This window comes from Tenacibaculum litopenaei, assembly GCF_964514025.1.
Classification (GTDB): Bacteria; Bacteroidota; Bacteroidia; order Flavobacteriales; family Flavobacteriaceae; genus Polaribacter; species Polaribacter litopenaei.
Window position 1 is genome coordinate 528,740 of record NZ_CAZEQT010000006.1, and the last position, 18,446, is coordinate 547,185.

Annotated in this window: 14 protein-coding genes; 9 read left to right on the plus strand and 5 right to left on the minus strand. The window is 39.0% G+C overall.

The features are described 5' to 3' along the window. Positions 1-3: 3 nt before the first annotated feature. The 3 genes from ACKTS5_RS11050 (at position 4) to ACKTS5_RS11060 (ending at position 3,992) form a co-directional block, all read left to right on the plus strand. Positions 4-420, plus strand: coding sequence for a hypothetical protein (locus ACKTS5_RS11050; protein WP_408043929.1), 417 nt, complete (start codon positions 4-6; stop codon positions 418-420). Positions 421-422: 2 nt separating this feature from the next. Further along, positions 423-1,199: a TerC family protein gene (locus ACKTS5_RS11055; protein WP_408043930.1), complete on the plus strand. Its 777-nt coding sequence runs from the start codon at positions 423-425 to the stop codon at positions 1,197-1,199. Between the two features lie 519 nt (positions 1,200-1,718). Further along, positions 1,719-3,992 (plus strand): TonB-dependent receptor, encoded by a 2,274-nt coding sequence (locus ACKTS5_RS11060; protein WP_408043931.1) that lies wholly within the window; start codon positions 1,719-1,721, stop codon positions 3,990-3,992. Between the two features lie 96 nt (positions 3,993-4,088). Here the strand turns inward: ACKTS5_RS11060 and ACKTS5_RS11065 are convergent, their stop codons facing one another. Both ACKTS5_RS11065 and priA read right to left on the minus strand, forming a co-directional pair. Continuing rightward, positions 4,089-4,244 (minus strand): hypothetical protein, encoded by a 156-nt coding sequence (locus ACKTS5_RS11065; protein WP_408043932.1) that lies wholly within the window; start codon positions 4,242-4,244, stop codon positions 4,089-4,091. Positions 4,245-4,675: 431 nt separating this feature from the next. Beyond that, positions 4,676-7,117: a replication restart helicase PriA gene (priA, locus tag ACKTS5_RS11070; RefSeq protein ID WP_456243506.1), complete on the minus strand. Its 2,442-nt coding sequence runs from the start codon at positions 7,115-7,117 to the stop codon at positions 4,676-4,678. Positions 7,118-7,188: 71 nt separating this feature from the next. Here priA and ACKTS5_RS11075 point away from each other — a divergent pair, with 71 nt between their 5' ends. Together ACKTS5_RS11075 and ACKTS5_RS11080 are read left to right on the plus strand one after the other, a co-directional pair. Beyond that, positions 7,189-8,061, plus strand: coding sequence for an alpha/beta fold hydrolase (locus tag ACKTS5_RS11075; RefSeq protein WP_408043933.1), 873 nt, complete (start codon positions 7,189-7,191; stop codon positions 8,059-8,061). 266 nt (positions 8,062-8,327) lie between these two features. Next, positions 8,328-8,675: a hypothetical protein gene (locus ACKTS5_RS11080; RefSeq protein ID WP_408043934.1), complete on the plus strand. Its 348-nt coding sequence runs from the start codon at positions 8,328-8,330 to the stop codon at positions 8,673-8,675. A gap of 54 nt (positions 8,676-8,729) precedes the next feature. Here ACKTS5_RS11080 and ACKTS5_RS11085 read toward each other — a convergent pair whose 3' ends face one another. Together ACKTS5_RS11085 and ACKTS5_RS11090 are read right to left on the minus strand one after the other, a co-directional pair. Continuing rightward, positions 8,730-9,278: a TlpA family protein disulfide reductase gene (locus tag ACKTS5_RS11085; RefSeq protein WP_408043935.1), complete on the minus strand. Its 549-nt coding sequence runs from the start codon at positions 9,276-9,278 to the stop codon at positions 8,730-8,732. A gap of 2 nt (positions 9,279-9,280) precedes the next feature. Then, complete coding sequence (locus ACKTS5_RS11090; RefSeq protein ID WP_408043936.1) at positions 9,281-10,903, minus strand: aminopeptidase P family protein; 1,623 nt, start codon at positions 10,901-10,903, stop codon at positions 9,281-9,283. 167 nt (positions 10,904-11,070) lie between these two features. Between ACKTS5_RS11090 and gcvT the strand changes: the two genes are divergently transcribed. Further along, positions 11,071-12,153, plus strand: coding sequence for a glycine cleavage system aminomethyltransferase GcvT (gene gcvT / locus ACKTS5_RS11095; RefSeq protein ID WP_408043937.1), 1,083 nt, complete (start codon positions 11,071-11,073; stop codon positions 12,151-12,153). A gap of 34 nt (positions 12,154-12,187) precedes the next feature. Here gcvT and ACKTS5_RS11100 read toward each other — a convergent pair whose 3' ends face one another. After that, a complete protein-coding gene (locus tag ACKTS5_RS11100) occupies positions 12,188-13,615 on the minus strand; it encodes a pyridoxal phosphate-dependent decarboxylase family protein (protein WP_408043938.1) in 1,428 nt (475 codons plus the stop codon). 139 nt (positions 13,616-13,754) lie between these two features. On the opposite strand from ACKTS5_RS11100, the gene ACKTS5_RS11105 reads away from it, so the two are divergent. The 3 genes from ACKTS5_RS11105 to ACKTS5_RS11115 are packed head-to-tail and all read left to right on the plus strand — an operon-like array spanning position 13,755 to position 18,378. Continuing rightward, the gene (locus tag ACKTS5_RS11105) at positions 13,755-15,386 is read left to right on the plus strand and encodes an OstA-like protein (protein ID WP_408043939.1); all 1,632 of its coding nucleotides are present in this window, start codon (positions 13,755-13,757) and stop codon (positions 15,384-15,386) included. Beyond that, positions 15,387-16,568, plus strand: a complete 1,182-nt coding sequence (locus ACKTS5_RS11110; RefSeq protein ID WP_408043940.1) for an aspartate aminotransferase family protein — start codon at positions 15,387-15,389, stop codon at positions 16,566-16,568. 37 nt (positions 16,569-16,605) lie between these two features. Beyond that, positions 16,606-18,378: an AMP-dependent synthetase/ligase gene (locus ACKTS5_RS11115; RefSeq protein WP_408043941.1), complete on the plus strand. Its 1,773-nt coding sequence runs from the start codon at positions 16,606-16,608 to the stop codon at positions 18,376-18,378. Positions 18,379-18,446: the final 68 nt, after the last annotated feature.

Sequence of the window (18,446 nt, forward strand, 5' to 3'; positions counted from 1 at the left end):
ATCATGAGAGTAACGATTTTAGTACTTCTTAGCCTCTGCTTATACAGTTGCGGAACTGAAACCAAAGGCGATCCTTTGCGCTTCAGAACAGGAACTTTTGAAATTCCGGCCAGTGACTCGTACGGAAAAACAACCATTAGGCGTGTAGACAGTCTTCAAATTGAAGAATACACAAAAAAGATAAATATTTCCACAGACAGTTTGGTTACCCAAAAAGAAGAGAAACACATCGATACCCTCTATATCTCATGGAAAAATAATTTTGCATATACCCTGCGAATGAAATCGCCGAAAACAAAACTAGACAAAGACCCTATTTTTGTACAAATCACCAAAGTCACTAACGACTCTTATGATTTTACCGCGCGTATAGGCTATTCAAAATTCAAACAAAAAGGAACCGTTTATAAATTAAATTAAGTATGGAAATATTTTTACAAGCAGATACCTGGGGAGCATTGGTTACCCTGACGTTTTTAGAAATCGTATTGGGAATAGATAATATCATATTTATATCTATTGCCGCCAATAAACTCCCAGAAAGTGAACAAAAGAAAGCAACCAATATCGGATTGTTTTTAGCCATGATTTTACGTGTGGTATTGCTGTTTGGAATTTCCTTATTAATTGCCATGAACGCTCCCTTGTTTCACGTTGAACTCTCGTGGTTCAATGCTGGAATTACAGGACAAAGTTTAATTTTATTTGCTGGAGGGCTCTTTTTACTTTTTAAAAGTACCAAGGAAATCCACCATAAGGTAGAAGGTCAAGAAGAAAACCCAGAAGATGCAGGTACTAAAAAGAAATACAGTCTAAGTCAGGCCATTGTTCAAATTACCTTGATCAATATCGTTTTTTCTTTTGATTCAATACTTACCGCTGTTGGAATGACCAACGGTGTGGAAGGTGCCATGATTATCATGGTGACTTCGGTGATACTTTCGATGATTATCATGATGTTATTTGCCAATCCTGTTGGAAAGTTCGTCAACAAGCACCCAACTATTCAAATGTTAGGCTTGTCATTTCTTATCCTTATCGGGTTTATGCTTATCGCAGAAGCGGCGCATTTATCACATGCTAAACTCTTCGGTGAAGCTATTGGAACTATTCCGAAAGGCTATTTGTACTTTGCCATTACCTTCTCTTTAGGAGTCGAAATGCTCAATATGAAAATGCGCGGAAACAAGAAGAAATAAACAATGTACCCATAAAAATTAAAACCCCGACAAATATAAATGTCGGGGTTTTGTTTTTTTGATTACTTTTGCAGGGTGCAAATCGTTACGAGATACATAACACTACTACAACTTCTTCTGCTGTTGACGCCTTCTGCTATACAGTTGGCGCATACGTTTGAAGAAGATCACGACCACGTTGTGGTGTGTTCAGCTGTAGACGAGCAGCACTTTCACGAGAATAACGTAGAATGTTCCATTCTTCTCTTTCATCTTGAAACTTTCGACTACCAAGTTCCTAAACTTTTAGGAATTCAAACCCTTCCTGAGACCGACAAACAAATTGAGGGCTTTTCGCAAAGTTTACTCACACATACTGTTCAATTAAGATCTTCTAGGGCACCCCCTGTTTTATCATTGTAATATCAAACCCATTTTTCGCTATTCTCTTTTAGGTAATGTACTTAAAAGGCTTGGCACGTGTCACTGTGAGATAGTTTTATCTTCAGTTGACCACTATTATAATTATAAAACACGATCATGAAAAAATTATTATTCGTCCTATTTTTTATAGGATTTGCCCAAACATACGCTCAAAGTACTCTTTCTGGTACGATTACAGACACTGATAACCAAGCTCTTTACGGAGTTGAAATCTATGCACCTCAATTACATAAAGGAACCACTTCTAACGAAGCAGGGACTTATGAATTAAAAAATATTCCAAACGGAAAAATCACGATCAATTTTACCTATATCGGATATAAAACCATTTCTAAAACCTTTAACTTCAGCAATGGAAACATTCAATTTGATGCAAAAATGGATGCTTCTGTATTTGAAATCGATGAAGTGATTGTATCGACACCTTTCAACAAATTACAATCGGAAAACGTAATGAAGGTCGATCGTTTGTCTGCAAGAGCCATCCAAAAGGTAGGAGCTCCAACCCTAGCCGAAGGAATCACTATAATTCCAGGGGTTTCTCAAGTTTCAACAGGAGTTTCTATAGGAAAACCTGTAATTAGAGGTTTGAGTGGTAACCGTGTATTGGTATATACTCAAGGAGTACGTTTAGAAAACCAACAGTTTGGTGGAGAGCACGGATTGGGAATCAACGGTGCCGGAATTGAAGGTGTCGAAGTGATCAAAGGGCCTGCTTCACTATTATACGGATCGGATGCTTTAGGAGGAGTATTGTATATTCAACCTGAACGATTTGCTGCAGAAGGTCAAACCAAAGTAGCTGTTCAACAGCAATTTTTCACGAATACTCAAGGAAGTAATACGTCTTTAGGATTGAAATCATCACTTGAAAACTGGCAATTCTTAGCTCGTGGAACTTATGCTATTCACTCTGACTATAAAATCCCAACAGGACAACTGGTAACCAATACCCGTTTTAAAGAAAAAGACTTAAAGTTAGGAGTTGGTTTTCACCAAAAAAACTTTACCTCTGAGGTTCGTTATAACTACAACGATTCTGATTTAGGATTGACAGAAGGTTTTGGAGAGCAATCGAGAGAAACGCACCTAGAAAACCCATATCAAAATATTCAAAATCACATTTTGAGTATGCACAACCACATCTTCTTTGGTGATTCAAAATTAGATTTAGATTTAGGATATATCGTGAACAACAGAAAAGAGTTCGAAGAGCACGAAGAACACGGTCACGGAGGTGGCGCTGCTCCAGATCCTGATCACGACGAGCACGAAGAAGGAGAAGCTGCTTTAAACATGAAACTCAAGACGTTCAATTTTAATGCAAAATACCACTTACCTAAATTTGGTGCTGTTGAAATGATTGTTGGAGTGCAAGGTATGCATCAGAATAACAAAAACTTTGGAGAAGAAATTTTAATTCCAAATGCCAAAGTAAACGATATTGGTGTATTTACAACAGCCAACTATACATTTGATGAAAATACAGCTTTACAAGCAGGACTTCGTTTTGACAACAGAAACATCACTACTGAGCGTCACGAAATTAAGCACGAAGCTGAGGTTCACGTATTCGAAGCTTTAGACAAATCATTTAATAGCTTTACTGCTTCTTTAGGATTTAAAACTGTATTGTTTGATATGTTCACTACGCGTATCAATATTGCAAAAGGATTTAGAGCACCGAATTTAGCTGAATTAGCTTCCAATGGAGTACACCACGGTACAAATCGATTTGAAGAAGGTAATGCCAACTTAAAAAATGAGCAAAACTACCAGTTTGACCTTGCTTTAGAATACGGGTCTGAACATTTTGAAGTATTCGCTAATGCTTTCTATAACAATATTAATGATTACATCTTCTTATCTCCAACAGGAGAAGTTGAAGACGGAGCTCCTGTGTATACCTATTTACAAGAAGACGCTAATTTGTTTGGTGGAGAAATAGGATTTCACTTACATCCACACCCATTAGACTGGTTACACTTAGAGAGTAGCTTTGAAACCGTAATCGGTAAAAGAGCTAGTAAATTGTACCTACCATTAATTCCTGCCAATGTCTTTAAAAACACCTTACGCGGAGAATTCCAAGTAAACAATTGGTTAAAAAACAGCTTTGCTTCTTTCGGAGTTCAGAGCTTTATGGATCAAAATCGCGTAAGCGGATTTGAAACAGGAACTCCTGGGTATACTATTGCTAATTTAAGTATCGGTAGTGATATCTATATCGGAAAATACAAGTTTACAGGATCGATAAACGTTAGAAACTTATTCGATAAAAAATACATCAACCACCTTTCTAGATTAAAATCTGATAATATCTTAAACCCTGGTAGAAACATCGTTTTCAACCTTCAATTCGGAATTTAAAACTAGCTGAGGTTTCAACCTAATCGAACAAGGGCGCTTACTGTTATGTAAGCGCCCTTGTTCGTATAAGACGAGTAGTTTTTTATAGTGCGGTTATCAGTTTAGAAACACAAATCCGAAATCTTTAACCATAAATACTTGGTTAAACAATACTTCATTGGAAACAACCGGAATTTCAATAAATATGAATCTATTTAAAGCTTCATATCCTTCCTTACTTACTAATTTAATTTTGATGGTTTCTGTTTTCATATCTCTTCGCTTTTAATAACTACACACTGCAAATTACTAAGGAATACATTGGTGAAGCGTTGATATTAGGCGAAAGAGAATTAACCTACTTTCAATGAATGCTAACTATAGATAAGTCGATAAAGTGTATCGACAAAAAAAAACCCACTCAAAGATTGAGTGGGAAAATTGCTATGAAAAAGAAAGTCTAAGGACGTCTCCAAAGACATTTACAATATACTACTTATTTTTATTTTAACAAAAAAAACTACGTTTTTTATTGAAATTTAGCTCATTATCAGATTCGAACATCGTTTTTATCAAGCAAACATCTCATTATCAAGCCCCCATACGTACTCAAAAAATACCGTATATGAAGAGTTATAGTGTAAAAACACCCTTGTAGAAGTGTATTTGGTACTCACCAAGCCACAGAATCTGCTAAAAAACGTCTAGTAAGGGTCAATGTCGATGATAAAACGTATCGATCTGAAGTCTTTTATCGCTTCAAAAGTGTTTCGAATTTTAAGCAAATGTTGCTTGGTTTTAGCAAGTGATTGTTTTGGTGGTATCTTAATCGTCAGGTTTTTTATATACTGATTCCTCACTCTGGAAACCGCAGGTTCCGTTGGCCCTAAAACCTGATCGCCAAACACATTTTTATAGGCATTTGCCAACCAATTTACCCCTTGATCTACCCGAGCATAGTCTCTGTGCTTTAAGGTAATCTTTACCAATCGATAATAAGGAGGGTAATGAAATTGCCAGCGATCCTGTAGTTGTTCTTTGTACATTTGATGAAAACTGTTGGTCGACACTTGCTGTAAAATCTGATGGTAGGGATTAAAGGTTTGTATGGCTACTTTCCCCTGCTTTTCCGAACGCCCTGCCCTACCCGCTACTTGTACCATTAGCTGATATGCTCGCTCGTGAGCACGGAAATCTGGAAAATTGAGCATGGCATCGGCATTTAAAATCCCTACTAAGGAGACATTTGCAAAATCCAAGCCTTTTGAAAGCATTTGAGTCCCTACTAAGATATCAATTTCACGTGCTTCAAAAGCTCCAATAATTTTCTGATACCCATATTTTCCTCGAGTAGTATCCAAATCCATACGTCCTACCTTGTATTTCGGAAAGAGTTCCTTGAGCTCTAACTCTATCTGCTCAGTACCAAAACCTTTCGTATCTAATGACGTGCTTCCGCAAGCACCACAACTCGAAGGCATCGCTCTTTGATAATGACAATAGTGACATTTCAATACTTTTTTAAACTTGTGAAAGGTCAGACTCACATCGCAGTTAGGGCATTGGGGGGAGTTCCCACAGGATCCGCATTCCACTACGGGTGAATAGCCCCTCCTGTTTTGAAACAATATAATTTGTTCGTTCTCATCCAATGCGGCCTGGATTAACTTTAACAAACGATCGGAAAACAAGCCGGTCATCTCTCGTTTTCGATGTTTTTCTTTTAAATCAATGAGTTCGATAGCCGGTAAACGCACATTCCCAAAGCGCCTGGTCAAGCTCACCAATCCGTATTTTTTTTGGGATGCATTGTAAAAACTCTCAATAGAGGGCGTTGCAGAGCCCAATAAAATTTTTGCTCCGTGTTGCAATCCGAGTACTATCGCTGCATCACGCGCATTGTACCTCGGTGCAGGGTCATTTTGTTTGTAAGAGCTTTCGTGCTCCTCATCCACGACAACCAAACCTAAATTCGAAAAAGGTAAAAACAAGGCTGATCTAGCGCCTAACACAACTTGTGCTTTCTCTTTGTTTTCGAGTACATTGTTCCAAGCTTCAACGCGTTCATTCATGGAATACTTGGAATGAAATACAGCTATTTGTTTTCCAAAAAACTTCTTAAGCCTATTAATTATCTGAGTAGTCAAGGCAATCTCAGGTAACAAAAACAGCACTTGCTTACCTTGCGCTAAAACTTCTTGGATAAGCTTCACATAAATTTCCGTCTTTCCCGATCCCGTTACTCCGTGCAACAAAACTACCGATTGCTCTTGAAACAACTCTTTAATTTCACTGTAAGCCGTTTCTTGAAAATCGCTGAGATCCTTAGTCATTTCCTGATTTCCATCGAATTGTACTCTATCTGTTTGCAGCTCGTAAAACTCAAAGATTTCTTTCGATACTAGCGCCTTTAAGACAGCAGCACTCACCTCAGCCGCAACTTCCAAATCTTTGGCTTTTACTGGCTTTTTCTGTGATGCCAATTGAAAATACGTCATCACAGCCACCCGCTGTTTTTGAGCTCTATTCAGCATTTCCATCAACTCCTGCAGCGCAGTAGAATTATCGTATTTTGCATGCAAACGGACGTACTTGACTAATTTAGGTTTATACGTTTCATAAATTTCCTCTTGGATGTTGATTGCCTTTGCCTCTAACAGCTCATTGATGATTGGTAACACCGTTTTTTTGCCTAAGATATCGACCACTTGATGGATGGTTAATTGCGAATGGTGTTGCAGTGCTTCAAAAATCAAAAAGGCTTTATCTCCCAAACTAGCATCCTCCACAAAATCAACATTTCTATGCAACACAGTTTCACTTTCCAACATAAACGCCGAAGGCAATGCCGCCCTGTAGACATCTCCTAAAGCACAACTGTAATACTGGCTGATAAATTCCCAATGCTTCAGTTGTTCTTCATTGACAACCGGACGATCGTCTAAAATTTGATGAATGTCTTTCGCTTCGTACCCTATAGGTGCCTGCTGATGAATTTTATAAACAATAGCGGTATACACCTTCGTTTTCCCAAAAGAAACCGCTACCCGCATACCTCTTTGTAAAAAGGAGGCTTCCTCTGGTCGAATCTTATAGGTAAAAGCCTTTTGCAAAGGCACCGGGAGTATGACGTCAATAAAGTAGATAGGCTATAATTTTAAAAGAATTCAAAACTACGTATTTTTAAGTATATTGTAAAGGACAATTTACCGAACTTATGCTACTTGAACATTGGAAAAACAAAGGATACCATACTGAGGTACTCCATCGCGATATCTTCATTATTGATACCGGAGGTAACAAGCCTGTGTTAGCAATATTACACGGGTACCCTACCTCTTCTTTCGACTATTATAAAGTACTTGATATCTTAGCACAAGACTACCGAGTTATTCTGCACGATCACCTCGGCTTTGGATTTTCTGATAAACCCACCAACTACTCCTATTCATTAATAGAGCAAACGGATGTCGCTATTGCTTTGTGGAAGCAGTTAGGCATAGCCCATTTAAGTGTCTTAGCACATGATTACGGTACGAGTATTGCCACGGAGCTGTTGGCCAGAAAAGAACAAGCATCCTTGCCTTTTACCATGACAAAGCTTATTCTATGCAACGGAAGTATGCATATAGAACTGGCAAAACTTCGCCCTATCCAAAAACTATTAAAAAACAAACACCTCGGTCCATGGGTTGCTAAATTGGGAACAAAAGCTCTTTTTTCTAGAAACTTAAAGCAAATCTACTACGATCCTGTCCAACTCACTCAAGAAGAAATTGATGTCTTATGGGAGATCATCACCTATAAAAATGGTAGAGCCGCACTTCCTCGATTGAGTAACTATATTAACGAACGATACTTTTTTTGGCATCGTTGGATCGGTGCCCTACGCAGTACTGACACTCCCATTGGCGTAGTGTGGGCCAAAAACGATCCAATTGCGGTTATGGCCATTGCTGAACAACTGCGCAGTGAGATTAAAAATTGTGAATGGTATTTGATTTCTGAAACAGGTCATTTTCCGATGCTAGAAAATCCTAAAATTTGGGTAAATCAAGTAAAATCGGCTTTAAAAAACGACAAAATTTAGTCGATAATATAAACTTAACACTCCCTAAATACGTCCCTAACACAGCCCAATTATCATATTCCTTTTTATTTATAAATTCCTACATAAAAAGACAACCCCACCTTAACCAAAATTACATTATTCGTAATTATTTAACCAAAAAAGGCGTTTTAAAACAAAAACACCCAATTATATGTTAATTTCTTTTTTAAATTCTCAAAATCAAAATTGCTTTCTATCTTTGCACCAGAAATTAATTTAAAGAAAATTCATTAAAAAAAACGAAAATGAAATCATTAGTAAATACCTTAATTTTAAGTGCTTGTATGTTCGTATCAGTTGCAACATTTGCAAACAACGATACTCCTAGTAAAAAAGTTACAAGTGCATTGCGTACTCAGATCGTAAACTTAATTGGGTCTACTATCAAATTAGATACGAAAGAAAACTTAAACGTTCGAGTTTCTTTCTTAGTAAACAACAAAAACGAGATCGTTATTGTTGATGTTATTTCTAAAGACGAGCGTTTAAACAAAATCATCAAAAACAGATTAAACAACAAGAAAGTAGCTAAGACTTCTAATGTGAAGAAACAAGACATCTACATGCTACCTATCAAAGTGAACAAAAAGTAAGCATTCCCGTTATAATAGAATACAAAAGCCGTACGCAAAGCAGTACGGCTTTTTTTATTGGGTAATTAATTCATCTAACAGTTTCCGAAACGACTCGCTGTACCAATTGACAGCTCCTTCTTCATCGATAACTATATTTCCATTACGATCAATAACAAACGTTCGTGGTATCCTTTGAGTTTGCAGTATTTCAGGAGTTGGAGACCCCTGCTGAAAGCTCGGCAAGTCTATATTTTGTTCCTTGAAAAAACCTTGAATTTCTGGCCAACTTTGCCCATTGACAAAAACGAATTTTACCTTTTTATTATAAACTAGGTACAGCTGGTGTATACTCGGCAATTCCGCAACACAAGGCGGACACCAAGTAGCCCAAAAGTTCACAAAAACCACTTCGCCTTTAGCCTGTTCCCACCGAAAATTGGGAGTATTAAGCCCAATGAGCTCCCAATGCATATCACCCGTATATTTTTGCTCCGATTGCTCAATAACCGTAGGTCCCATTGCTAGCAAGCGAGTAAAAAAAACTTTTCCCGGTTTGGTTGACAATACCGCTATCAAAATCAAGAAAAAACCGTTATACAAGTGATCTTTTGTCCATTTCATACCTACAATTTAGGTAATTTAAATTGATTTAACACACTCTCCTTACGCATAAGTTTTTCTATGGCTTCTACTGTTCTGGGTGCTTCATCAGATAAATTGACAGGTCCTTCTTTCGTAATCAAGATATCGTCTTCAATTCTGACGGCGATACCCCACCATTTTTTATCACATGGACTTCCGTTAGGGATGTAAACCCCGGGCTCAACGGTCACCACCATATTGACTTCAAAATTATTGTAATTCCCGGGATCGTGCACATCCAAACCAATGTGATGTGAGGTTCCGTGCGGAAAATACTGGTGTTTGGTATCGGGGTGGTCAATAATTCCGAGTTCGAATAAGCCTTTGTTAATAATGGCTCTAGCAACCTCACCACTCTTCCAAAATGGATTTCCTGCTACACACTGTGCAATACCCGCATTTTGTGCCTTTAATACCAATTCGTAAATTGCTTTTTGCTCAACTGAGAATTTTCCAGAAGCAGGAATGGTGCGTGTGACGTCGGCTGTGTATCCGCGGTACTCGGCTCCCAAATCCATTAAAACCAATTCTCCTGCAACCTTAGTTTTACTATTCTCAATATAGTGTAAGATACAGCCGTTGTTTCCAGCTCCCACAATTGAAGGATACCCTTCGTACTCCGCACCGTATTTTTTATATACAAACTCATGAATCCCCTGTATTTCAGTCTCTGACATATTGGGCTTCATCGCCTTCATCACTTCTACTTGTCCCATTGCTGAGATCCGAATCGCCTTACGTAATAAGGTCAGTTCTTCAGGTCTTTTAATCTCGCGCATGGTCGCCATCGTTCGAGGTAAAAACTGGTGATCAAAATTTCCTTGTACAGCTAGCATCTGGCGTACCTTACTGCGTATTTCCTTTTGAAAAGCAACCTCTTTGGTACTGTAAGTTACCAATAAACTATCCTTGGCTAGCGTGGCATCTTCGTTTATTTTTCTACCAATGTATTGAGCAACTGAGGCCGCATTTTCAATTGGAGTCGCTCGAATCAGCTGATACAATTGCTGTTTTGACGTTGGTAATGTTCTCCTACCAACGTAGTTTGCAGAATTTTTAAAATGTACCACTAAATCGTACAAATCAACTGAACTCCTCATACTATTGCGAAAATCATCCTGAAACTTAAACAACAGTATTTTTTTGAACCTATTAAACTGCCAGGAGTCCGTTAAAAATTGTTCGGTTGTCCTTACTCGGTCAAAAAGCAACTGCTTTTTTGCCACTTTCATTCCTAGTCGCTTACCGTTCCACAACTCGTAACGCGGGTCTTTCTTCGGCACGTACAGCAACTCATTGTAACGTTGACCAGCATTATCTTGTTGCATATCCGAAAACAACATTAAAACGGCATTAGGTTCTCTAAACCCCGTTAAGTAATAGAAATTAGGATCCTGATGAAACACGTAGTCAACGTCATTGGCACGGTTCCTCATGGTATTGGAAAAAATCACAGCTACGGAATTCGCTGGCATTTTTTTACGCAATTCAGCTCTCCGATTTTTGTGAAAAGTGGCTGATAGGAAATCCTTGGGAACTTGGGCTGCACTCCATTGTACAAATACTAATGTGCACAGGCTTACAATATATCTTTGATAGCTCATGGTACTCGCGTTTTGGTAGTTACTCAAAGTTACACCAAAAACGCTAAGATTGGTAGTATATTAACATAACTTTAGTTAAGATTCCATTGAAATATATAACAAAAATGGACTTTTTGTTCGTTAATTTTTAACTACTTTAGCGGGGTAAAAACAAACAATTATACACAATGAAAAAAACGGCATTAACGCACGTACACGAAGCCCTAGGAGCAAAATTAGTTCCTTTTGCAGGATATACCATGCCTGTGCAATACGAAGGAGTAACGGTTGAACACGAAACGGTTAGAAAAGGTGTTGGTGTATTTGACGTTAGTCATATGGGAGAATTTTTCTTAAAAGGTGAGCACGCGCTTGCTTTAATTCAAAAAATCACTTCTAATGACGCCTCTAAATTAGTTCCAGGTAAAGCACAGTACAGTTGTATGCCAAATGCTGATGGAGGGATCGTTGATGATCTTATTATTTACATGATCAACGACAACGAATACATGTTAGTGGTCAATGCTTCCAATATAGAAAAAGATTGGAATTGGATTTCACAGCACAACGATTTAGGTGTTACCATGGAAAACCGTTCGGATGACTGGTCACTTTTGGCTATTCAAGGACCTAAGGCGGCAGAGGCAATGCAATCATTAACTTCTGTTGACTTATCAGCTATCAAATTTTACACCTTTGAGATTACTGATTTCGCTGGTTTACCAAATGTTATCGTCTCAGCAACTGGATATACAGGATCTGGAGGATTTGAAATATACGTTAAAAACGAAGATGTAGAAGCCGTTTGGAACAAAGTATTCGAAGCTGGAGCTGATTGGGGAATTAAACCTATTGGACTCGCTGCGCGTGATACCTTGCGTTTAGAAATGGGATACTGTTTATACGGTAATGATATTGATGATACTACCTCACCACTTGAGGCAGGCTTGGGATGGATTACCAAATTCACCAAAGACTTTATCAATGCGGAAAACCTTAAAAAACAAAAAGAAGAAGGTATTACTCGTAAACTCGTCGCTTTTGAATTGACAGAACGTGGAATTCCTAGACAAGGATACGAAATTGTAGATCAAGAGGGTACTGTGATTGGAAAAGTAACTTCAGGAACTATGAGTCCTTCTTTGAACAAAGGTATTGGACTAGGTTATGTTACCAAAGCAAACTCTAAAGTAGACAGCGAAATCCGCATCCAAATTCGAAAAAAACAAATTCCGGCTAAAGTAGTAAAGTTACCTTTCTACAAGGGATAATCCATAAAAAAAGAGCTCATTTGAGCTCTTTTTTTTATTGTTTAAGTATTTCTTCAGCGTAAGCATTACACTGCAAAAACGTTTCCTCAATGTGTTCAAAGGTCGTTTTTGGGTTGATTAAACACATGCGCAATACGACTTGCTTGTTTAAAACAGTGGTGACTAAAAAGGCATCACCAGACTCCATTATTTTCTCTGAAATCTTCTGGTTTAATACGTCGATTTCCTTTTCTGTTAAATTTAACCCTAATGGATTGTAGCGGAAATTGATTACTGCCAAGGTAGCTGGGGAGATAATTTCCCAGTTTCTACTTTTACGCAATACTTTCTCTACGCGATCTGCCAAATCGATATTGTAGCTCACAGCCTTTCTAAAAGTATCCAATCCGTAAGTTTTGATCGACATGTAGAACTTAAGTGCTCTAAAACGTCTCGTCAACTGAATTCCATAGTCGTAGAAATTGATTTCTGACTCATTCCCTTCAATATCTCTCAAATACTCAGGTTTTTCACTAAAAGTACCACTTAACCAAGTTTTATCTTTTACCAAGAGACAACCAATTTCATAGGGTTGAAAAAACCATTTATGAGGGTCTACCGTCAATGAATCGGCGCGTTCTATTCCGCGAAGTGCTTTCGCTCCCTTATCACTTAAAATTGCCGCTCCTCCATAGGCACCATCGACGTGCATCCATAAATCTTCTTCTTCACACACATCTGCTATTTCGTGAAGGGGGTCAACCGTTCCCGTATTCGTCGTTCCTGCCGAAGCGATGAAACAAAAAGGTTGCAAACCTTCCAAACGATCTTTAGCAATGGCGTTCTTGAGCTTATTCATACTAATACGGAATTCCAAATCGGTAGGCAATACGCGAATTTGTTCCTTTTTAAATCCGAGGACTCGAATGGCTTTAATATTCGATGAATGTGCTTGATCTGACAAGTAAATCACGGCCTTTGAGAAATCATCTCCGCATTTAATTCTCCTCGCCGTCACCAACGCCGTTAAATTGGCCATGGAACCTCCACTCGTAAAAATTCCTCCTCCTTGGGCTACCGGAAAATTATACATCTTTAGCAACCAGTTCATCGTTACAATTTCCAATTCAGCAGCTGCAGGCGACACCATCCATCCACCTGAAAATATATTGAATCCCGTAGCCAAGCTATCGGCCATTGTACTGATGTAATTACTCGGTCCAGGTACGAACGAAAATGCTTTCGGGTGTGAAATCACAGTACTGTTAGGAATCACATTGTCCATAACAAAATCCAATACCTCCTCAGCTGGTGTCCCTTCATTGGGAGCTTCTTGCAGAAACACCGAATCCATTTCTTTTCGGGTCGCCCTGATTACGGGTTTCTTATCTCCAATAGAATCCCAATGATCTGCTATAAGATCGACTATTTTATATCCATAAGACTTCATTTCCTCTTTTGATAAATCAAAATGGGCACTCATAATCTTGTAATTTTTAAATTTTCCACAAAATTAGTACAATTAAATCCCATGGACAGGGGAAACCGAATATATTTTATCGTCTTCTTAAGAACTTTGGCATGGACTTTTCCTTATTTTTGCTGTCTAAATTAAATGCCTAGTGAAGAACCTATTTTATATTTGTTTGCTATTGCTGACACAATACAGCATTGCCCAGTCTAAAAAAATAGATGTTTTATCGAGTCAATACAGTGAAGTAGATGAGAAAAAATACCCAGGAGCTACGATACTTCTAGGGAAAGTAAAAATAGCTCATGAAGGCGCTACTTTAGAATGTAAGCAGGCATTGCTATACAAAAAAGAAAACCTATTTAAAGCCGCAGGAGAAGTTGTTATTGAGCAAGGAGATAGTATTATCCAATACAGCGAATACGCCATTTACAACGGTAATACAAAAAAAGCCGTGTCGTGGGGAAATGTCGAGATCAACGACAAAGAGATGACCATGAAAACGGATACCCTACACTTCGACCGCAAGGCACAAGTATTGTTCTATCAGACAGGAGGAACTATTAAGGATAAAAAGAACACTCTTAAAAGCAAACGCGGCACCTATTACCTGGAAGAGAAAAAATTTAGTGCAAAATCCAAGGTCACCGTTGTCAACCCCGATAACTTTTTAGAGTCAGACCACCTTGACTATTACACGAATACCAGTTTGGCATACCTTTACGGTCCGAGTACGATTACCAATCTTAAAGACAGTACCAAAGTGTACTCTGAGCGTGGATTTTATGACACCAATACCGAAATTTCTTACTTTGTCAAGCGTGCCAAATTGTTTTTAAAAGACCGTACCGTTGAAGCGGATAGTCTCTACTACGACAAACGCGCTGGTTTTGCCTCGGCTACGAACAGAATTAAGATAATAGACACCATACAAAATACAGTGACAAAAGGAAATTACGCGGAGCTCTTTGAAGAAAAAGACTCGCTCTTTATCACCGAGCGAGCGGTAGCAATTTCCGAGCACGACAAAGATTCTATGTATGTACACGGAGATAAGATTTTGATTACTGGGAAACCAGAGGAACGCATTGTCCGTATCTTCAACGATGTGAAAATTTTCAAGTCAGACCTGCGCGGAAAGTGCGATTCTATTCACACCAGTCAAGTTACAGGGCTTACTCGCATGTTCAAACGACCAGTGCTCTGGTCAGGGAAAAGCCAGATAACAGGAGATAGTATCCATTTAAAATCGGAAAAAGAAACCAATAAATTAGATTCCTTATTTGTGCTGCAAAATGCGTTCATCATACAAAAAGATTCGTTGAGCGATGACGATTTTAATCAGATCAAAGGACGTGACATTTTTGGAAAGTTTGAAGAAAACGAACTGCGCATTATGCTGGTCAAGGGAAATTCAGAATCGCTGTATTACAATCGCAACGAAGACACCCAAAAATTGGAGACCATTACCCGAGAGATTGCTAGTGATATTGAATTCACCTTAGAAAACAGTGAAATTATTCAGACAAAGTACCTAAAAAAGCCAAATGGAGAAACCTTCCCTCCTTCCGAATTTCCGCCTTCGAAACGCAAATTCCCTGGTTTTGTATGGCGAGGGGACGAACAGCCTTTGACGGTAGAAGACATCTTTAAAGACGATAAAAAAACAGCTGAGAAACCTAGAAAGGAAAAGGCAGCAGTAGAAAAAGCGAAAACGCAATTTAGCAAAGAGCAAGAGAAAAGAGAAGGACAACCCGTTTACGAATTAAAAGAGGAGCAATAAATGAATACCAAGAGTGATTTCTTACAATTTCAAGGACAGACAACACCCCATCCCTTAGCTATCGAAATAGCGAGTGCAAAGGGAAGTTACATCTACGATAGCAGTGGAAAACAATACCTCGATTTTGTAGCAGGAGTATCAGCCAATAGTTTAGGACATGCTCCTCAAGTAATTACCGACGCTGTGACTGCTCAAATGCAGCAATACACGCACGTCATGGTTTACGGTGAGTTCATTCAGCAACCTCAACTGGGGCTCTGTAAAGCATTGGCTGCTACTTTACCTAAAACGCTGTCATCAGTGTATTTGGTAAATTCAGGTACAGAGGCGACCGAAGGAGCCTTAAAGTTAGCAAAAAGATTCACTGGAAGGTCAGAAATTATAGCGGCTAAAAATGCTTATCACGGCAATACACAAGGAGCAATGAGCGTTTGTGGTGCAGAAGCACAAAACAGCGCCTTTAGACCCTTGATACCAGGTATCCGATTCATTCCCTTCAACGAAGAAGAAGCGCTTTCTAAAATCACTAAAAACACCGCAGCAGTCATCTTAGAAACGATACAAGGAGGTGCTGGTTTTGTAACTCCAAAAAACGACTATCTACAAAAAGTTAAACAGCGCTGTCAGGCAATGGGAGCTTTGTTAATTTTAGATGAAATACAAACAGGAGTTGGAAGAACTGGGCGTTTCTGGGGCTTTGAACACTACGCTGTTGAGCCTGACATCATCATCACCGGAAAAGGACTGGGCGGCGGAATGCCCATTGGGGCTTTTATCAGTAGTCATGAAGTCATGCGCTGCTTGCAAGACAACCCTAAATTAGGACACATCACTACTTTTGGTGGGCACCCAGTCATTGCGGCGGCTGGCCTGGCAACCGTTAACACCATTACTGATAGCGATTTAATGGAGCAGGCACTCAAAAAGGAAGCTCTGATACGATCGTATTTTGAAGGACACCCTCAGGTTAAAGAAATTCGAGGAAAAGGCCTGATGCTCGCACTAATTTTAGAGAGTCCGGAACGGGCTACAGATGTTATTTTGCGTTGTTTAGACCGCGGATTAATTTTGTTTTGGCTTTTGTTTGAAGGAAGAGCAGTACGCATCACTCCTCCCCTCACCCTATCAGAAGATGAATTAAAAAGTGGTTGTGAACTGTTACTAGAAGTATTAAATAGCTAATTATTTTTTTAGTAGATTTATAGCAAATAGCTTTTATATGCATAGATCTCCTTCAGTAACAAGACTTTTTGACGTACCGTATTATCAACTTGAAAATCACGCACAAGAGCGCTGTTTTGTTCATAAAGTAAACGGCGAATGGCAATCGATCAGCACCCATTCATACCTTGAGTTTATTCAACAAATTAGTGCCAGCTTACTCGCATTAGGCGTTCAACCTGGTGATAAAATAGCGCTCATCATCCAAAACAACGGCCCACAATGGCATATGATGGATATGGCAATCACTCAAATTGGCGCTGTGAATGTTCCGCTGTACCCGACGTTTTCTGAAAAGGATTTTGCCTACATACTAGCACACTCCGACAGCAGCTATTGCTTTGTGAGTGACGACGAACTCCTCTCGAAAGTTACGAAGGTAAAAACGCAAACACAACTCAAGGAAATCTATTCCTTCGAAAATTTGGATACTCCACAAGGATGGCAACATTTTTTAGCTTTAGGATCCGCCACAGCCGTAACCGAAACCATCGATTTGCGGAAATCAGAGGTTGACCCAAATGATTTGGCTACCATTATCTATACCTCTGGAACCACAGGTACCCCTAAGGGAGTCATGCTAAGTCATGAAAACATACTCAGCAACGTTTTTTCGGTCGGTAACACCCTAGCCCTCTACGACTCTGACAAACGCGCTATTAGCTACCTACCTATCAGTCATATCTTCGAAAGAGCTTCTTCGTATTACTGCCAATACATGGGCTTTGAAATTCATTTTGCTGAGAGTATCGAGAAAATTGGCGATAATTTACGTGAGGTACAGCCTCATTTTATGGCTGTTGTGCCACGACTTCTGGAAAAAGTATTTGATAAAATAGTCGACAAGGGAAGTTCTTTAACCGGGCTAAAAAAACGCTTATTCTATTGGGCTCTGGACTTGGGAGAACGCTACCAACCCTATAATGCCAATGGTGCTTGGTACGAATTCCAACTGTCAATTGCGCGCAAGCTGGTTTTTTCCAAATGGCGGGCAGCACTCGGAAACAATTTGCAATTTATGATTGCCGGTAGTGCCCCCACTCAAGCTCGACTCATACGAATCTTTACTGCCGCAGGAATACCTATCTTGGAAGGCTACGGTCTTACCGAAACTTCCCCTGCTCTTTCCGTCACTCAAATCGCTGAACGCGGGTTCAAGATCGGCACCGTTGGTAGGGTGCTCGCAGACGTTACGATAAAAATAGCAGAAGACGGAGAAATTTTAGCCAAAGGTCCGAACATTATGCTCGGGTATTACAAGCGTCCAGAATTGACCGCTGAAACCATTAAAGACGGATATCTACACACGGGAGATATTGGCGAAATTGACTCGGAGGGCTTTTTAAAAATTACGGATCGTAAAAAACAAATATTCAAAACTTCCGGTGGTAAATACATTGCACCAGCAATATTGGAGAGCGAACTTAAAAAATCGAGATTTATAGAACAAGCTATGGTAATTGGCGAAGGTCAGAAAATGCCTGCTGCCCTCATTCAAATTTCCTTTGAATTTGTGTGGGAATGGGCCAAACGTCACGGGCATACTATTGACAATGTAAGTACTGATGAAAAGCTCCGTGCGAGAATACAACAAGAAATAGCACAGTGCAATGCGTCATTCGGTAAATGGGAACAGATAAAAGCCTTTGAAATCACTAGTGAGGCATGGACTGTCGCTAATGACTTATTAACCCCTACATTAAAAATAAAGCGAAAAAACATCTTAGAAAAATACAATGATTTGTACCAAAAAATATATAATCATCAATAAATCAACAAGTAAACTTATATTTGTTCAATCGAGCTATTTTTTATAATTTGCAGAGCCCAAAAATTTGA

Coding starts and splice junctions, on each gene's coding strand:
- ACKTS5_RS11050 (WP_408043929.1), top strand. CDS start 4: ATGAGAGTAACGATTTTAGTACTTCTTAGCCTCTGCTTATACAGTTGC.
- ACKTS5_RS11065 (WP_408043932.1), bottom strand. CDS start 4,244: ATGAAAACAGAAACCATCAAAATTAAATTAGTAAGTAAGGAAGGATAT.
- ACKTS5_RS11115 (WP_408043941.1), top strand. CDS start 16,606: ATGCATAGATCTCCTTCAGTAACAAGACTTTTTGACGTACCGTATTAT.
- ACKTS5_RS11060 (WP_408043931.1), top strand. CDS start 1,719: ATGAAAAAATTATTATTCGTCCTATTTTTTATAGGATTTGCCCAAACA.
- ACKTS5_RS11090 (WP_408043936.1), bottom strand. CDS start 10,903: ATGAGCTATCAAAGATATATTGTAAGCCTGTGCACATTAGTATTTGTA.
- ACKTS5_RS11100 (WP_408043938.1), bottom strand. CDS start 13,615: ATGAGTGCCCATTTTGATTTATCAAAAGAGGAAATGAAGTCTTATGGA.
- ACKTS5_RS11055 (WP_408043930.1), top strand. CDS start 423: ATGGAAATATTTTTACAAGCAGATACCTGGGGAGCATTGGTTACCCTG.
- ACKTS5_RS11110 (WP_408043940.1), top strand. CDS start 15,387: ATGAATACCAAGAGTGATTTCTTACAATTTCAAGGACAGACAACACCC.
- ACKTS5_RS11075 (WP_408043933.1), top strand. CDS start 7,189: ATGCTACTTGAACATTGGAAAAACAAAGGATACCATACTGAGGTACTC.
- gcvT (WP_408043937.1), top strand. CDS start 11,071: ATGAAAAAAACGGCATTAACGCACGTACACGAAGCCCTAGGAGCAAAA.
- ACKTS5_RS11085 (WP_408043935.1), bottom strand. CDS start 9,278: ATGAAATGGACAAAAGATCACTTGTATAACGGTTTTTTCTTGATTTTG.
- ACKTS5_RS11080 (WP_408043934.1), top strand. CDS start 8,328: ATGAAATCATTAGTAAATACCTTAATTTTAAGTGCTTGTATGTTCGTA.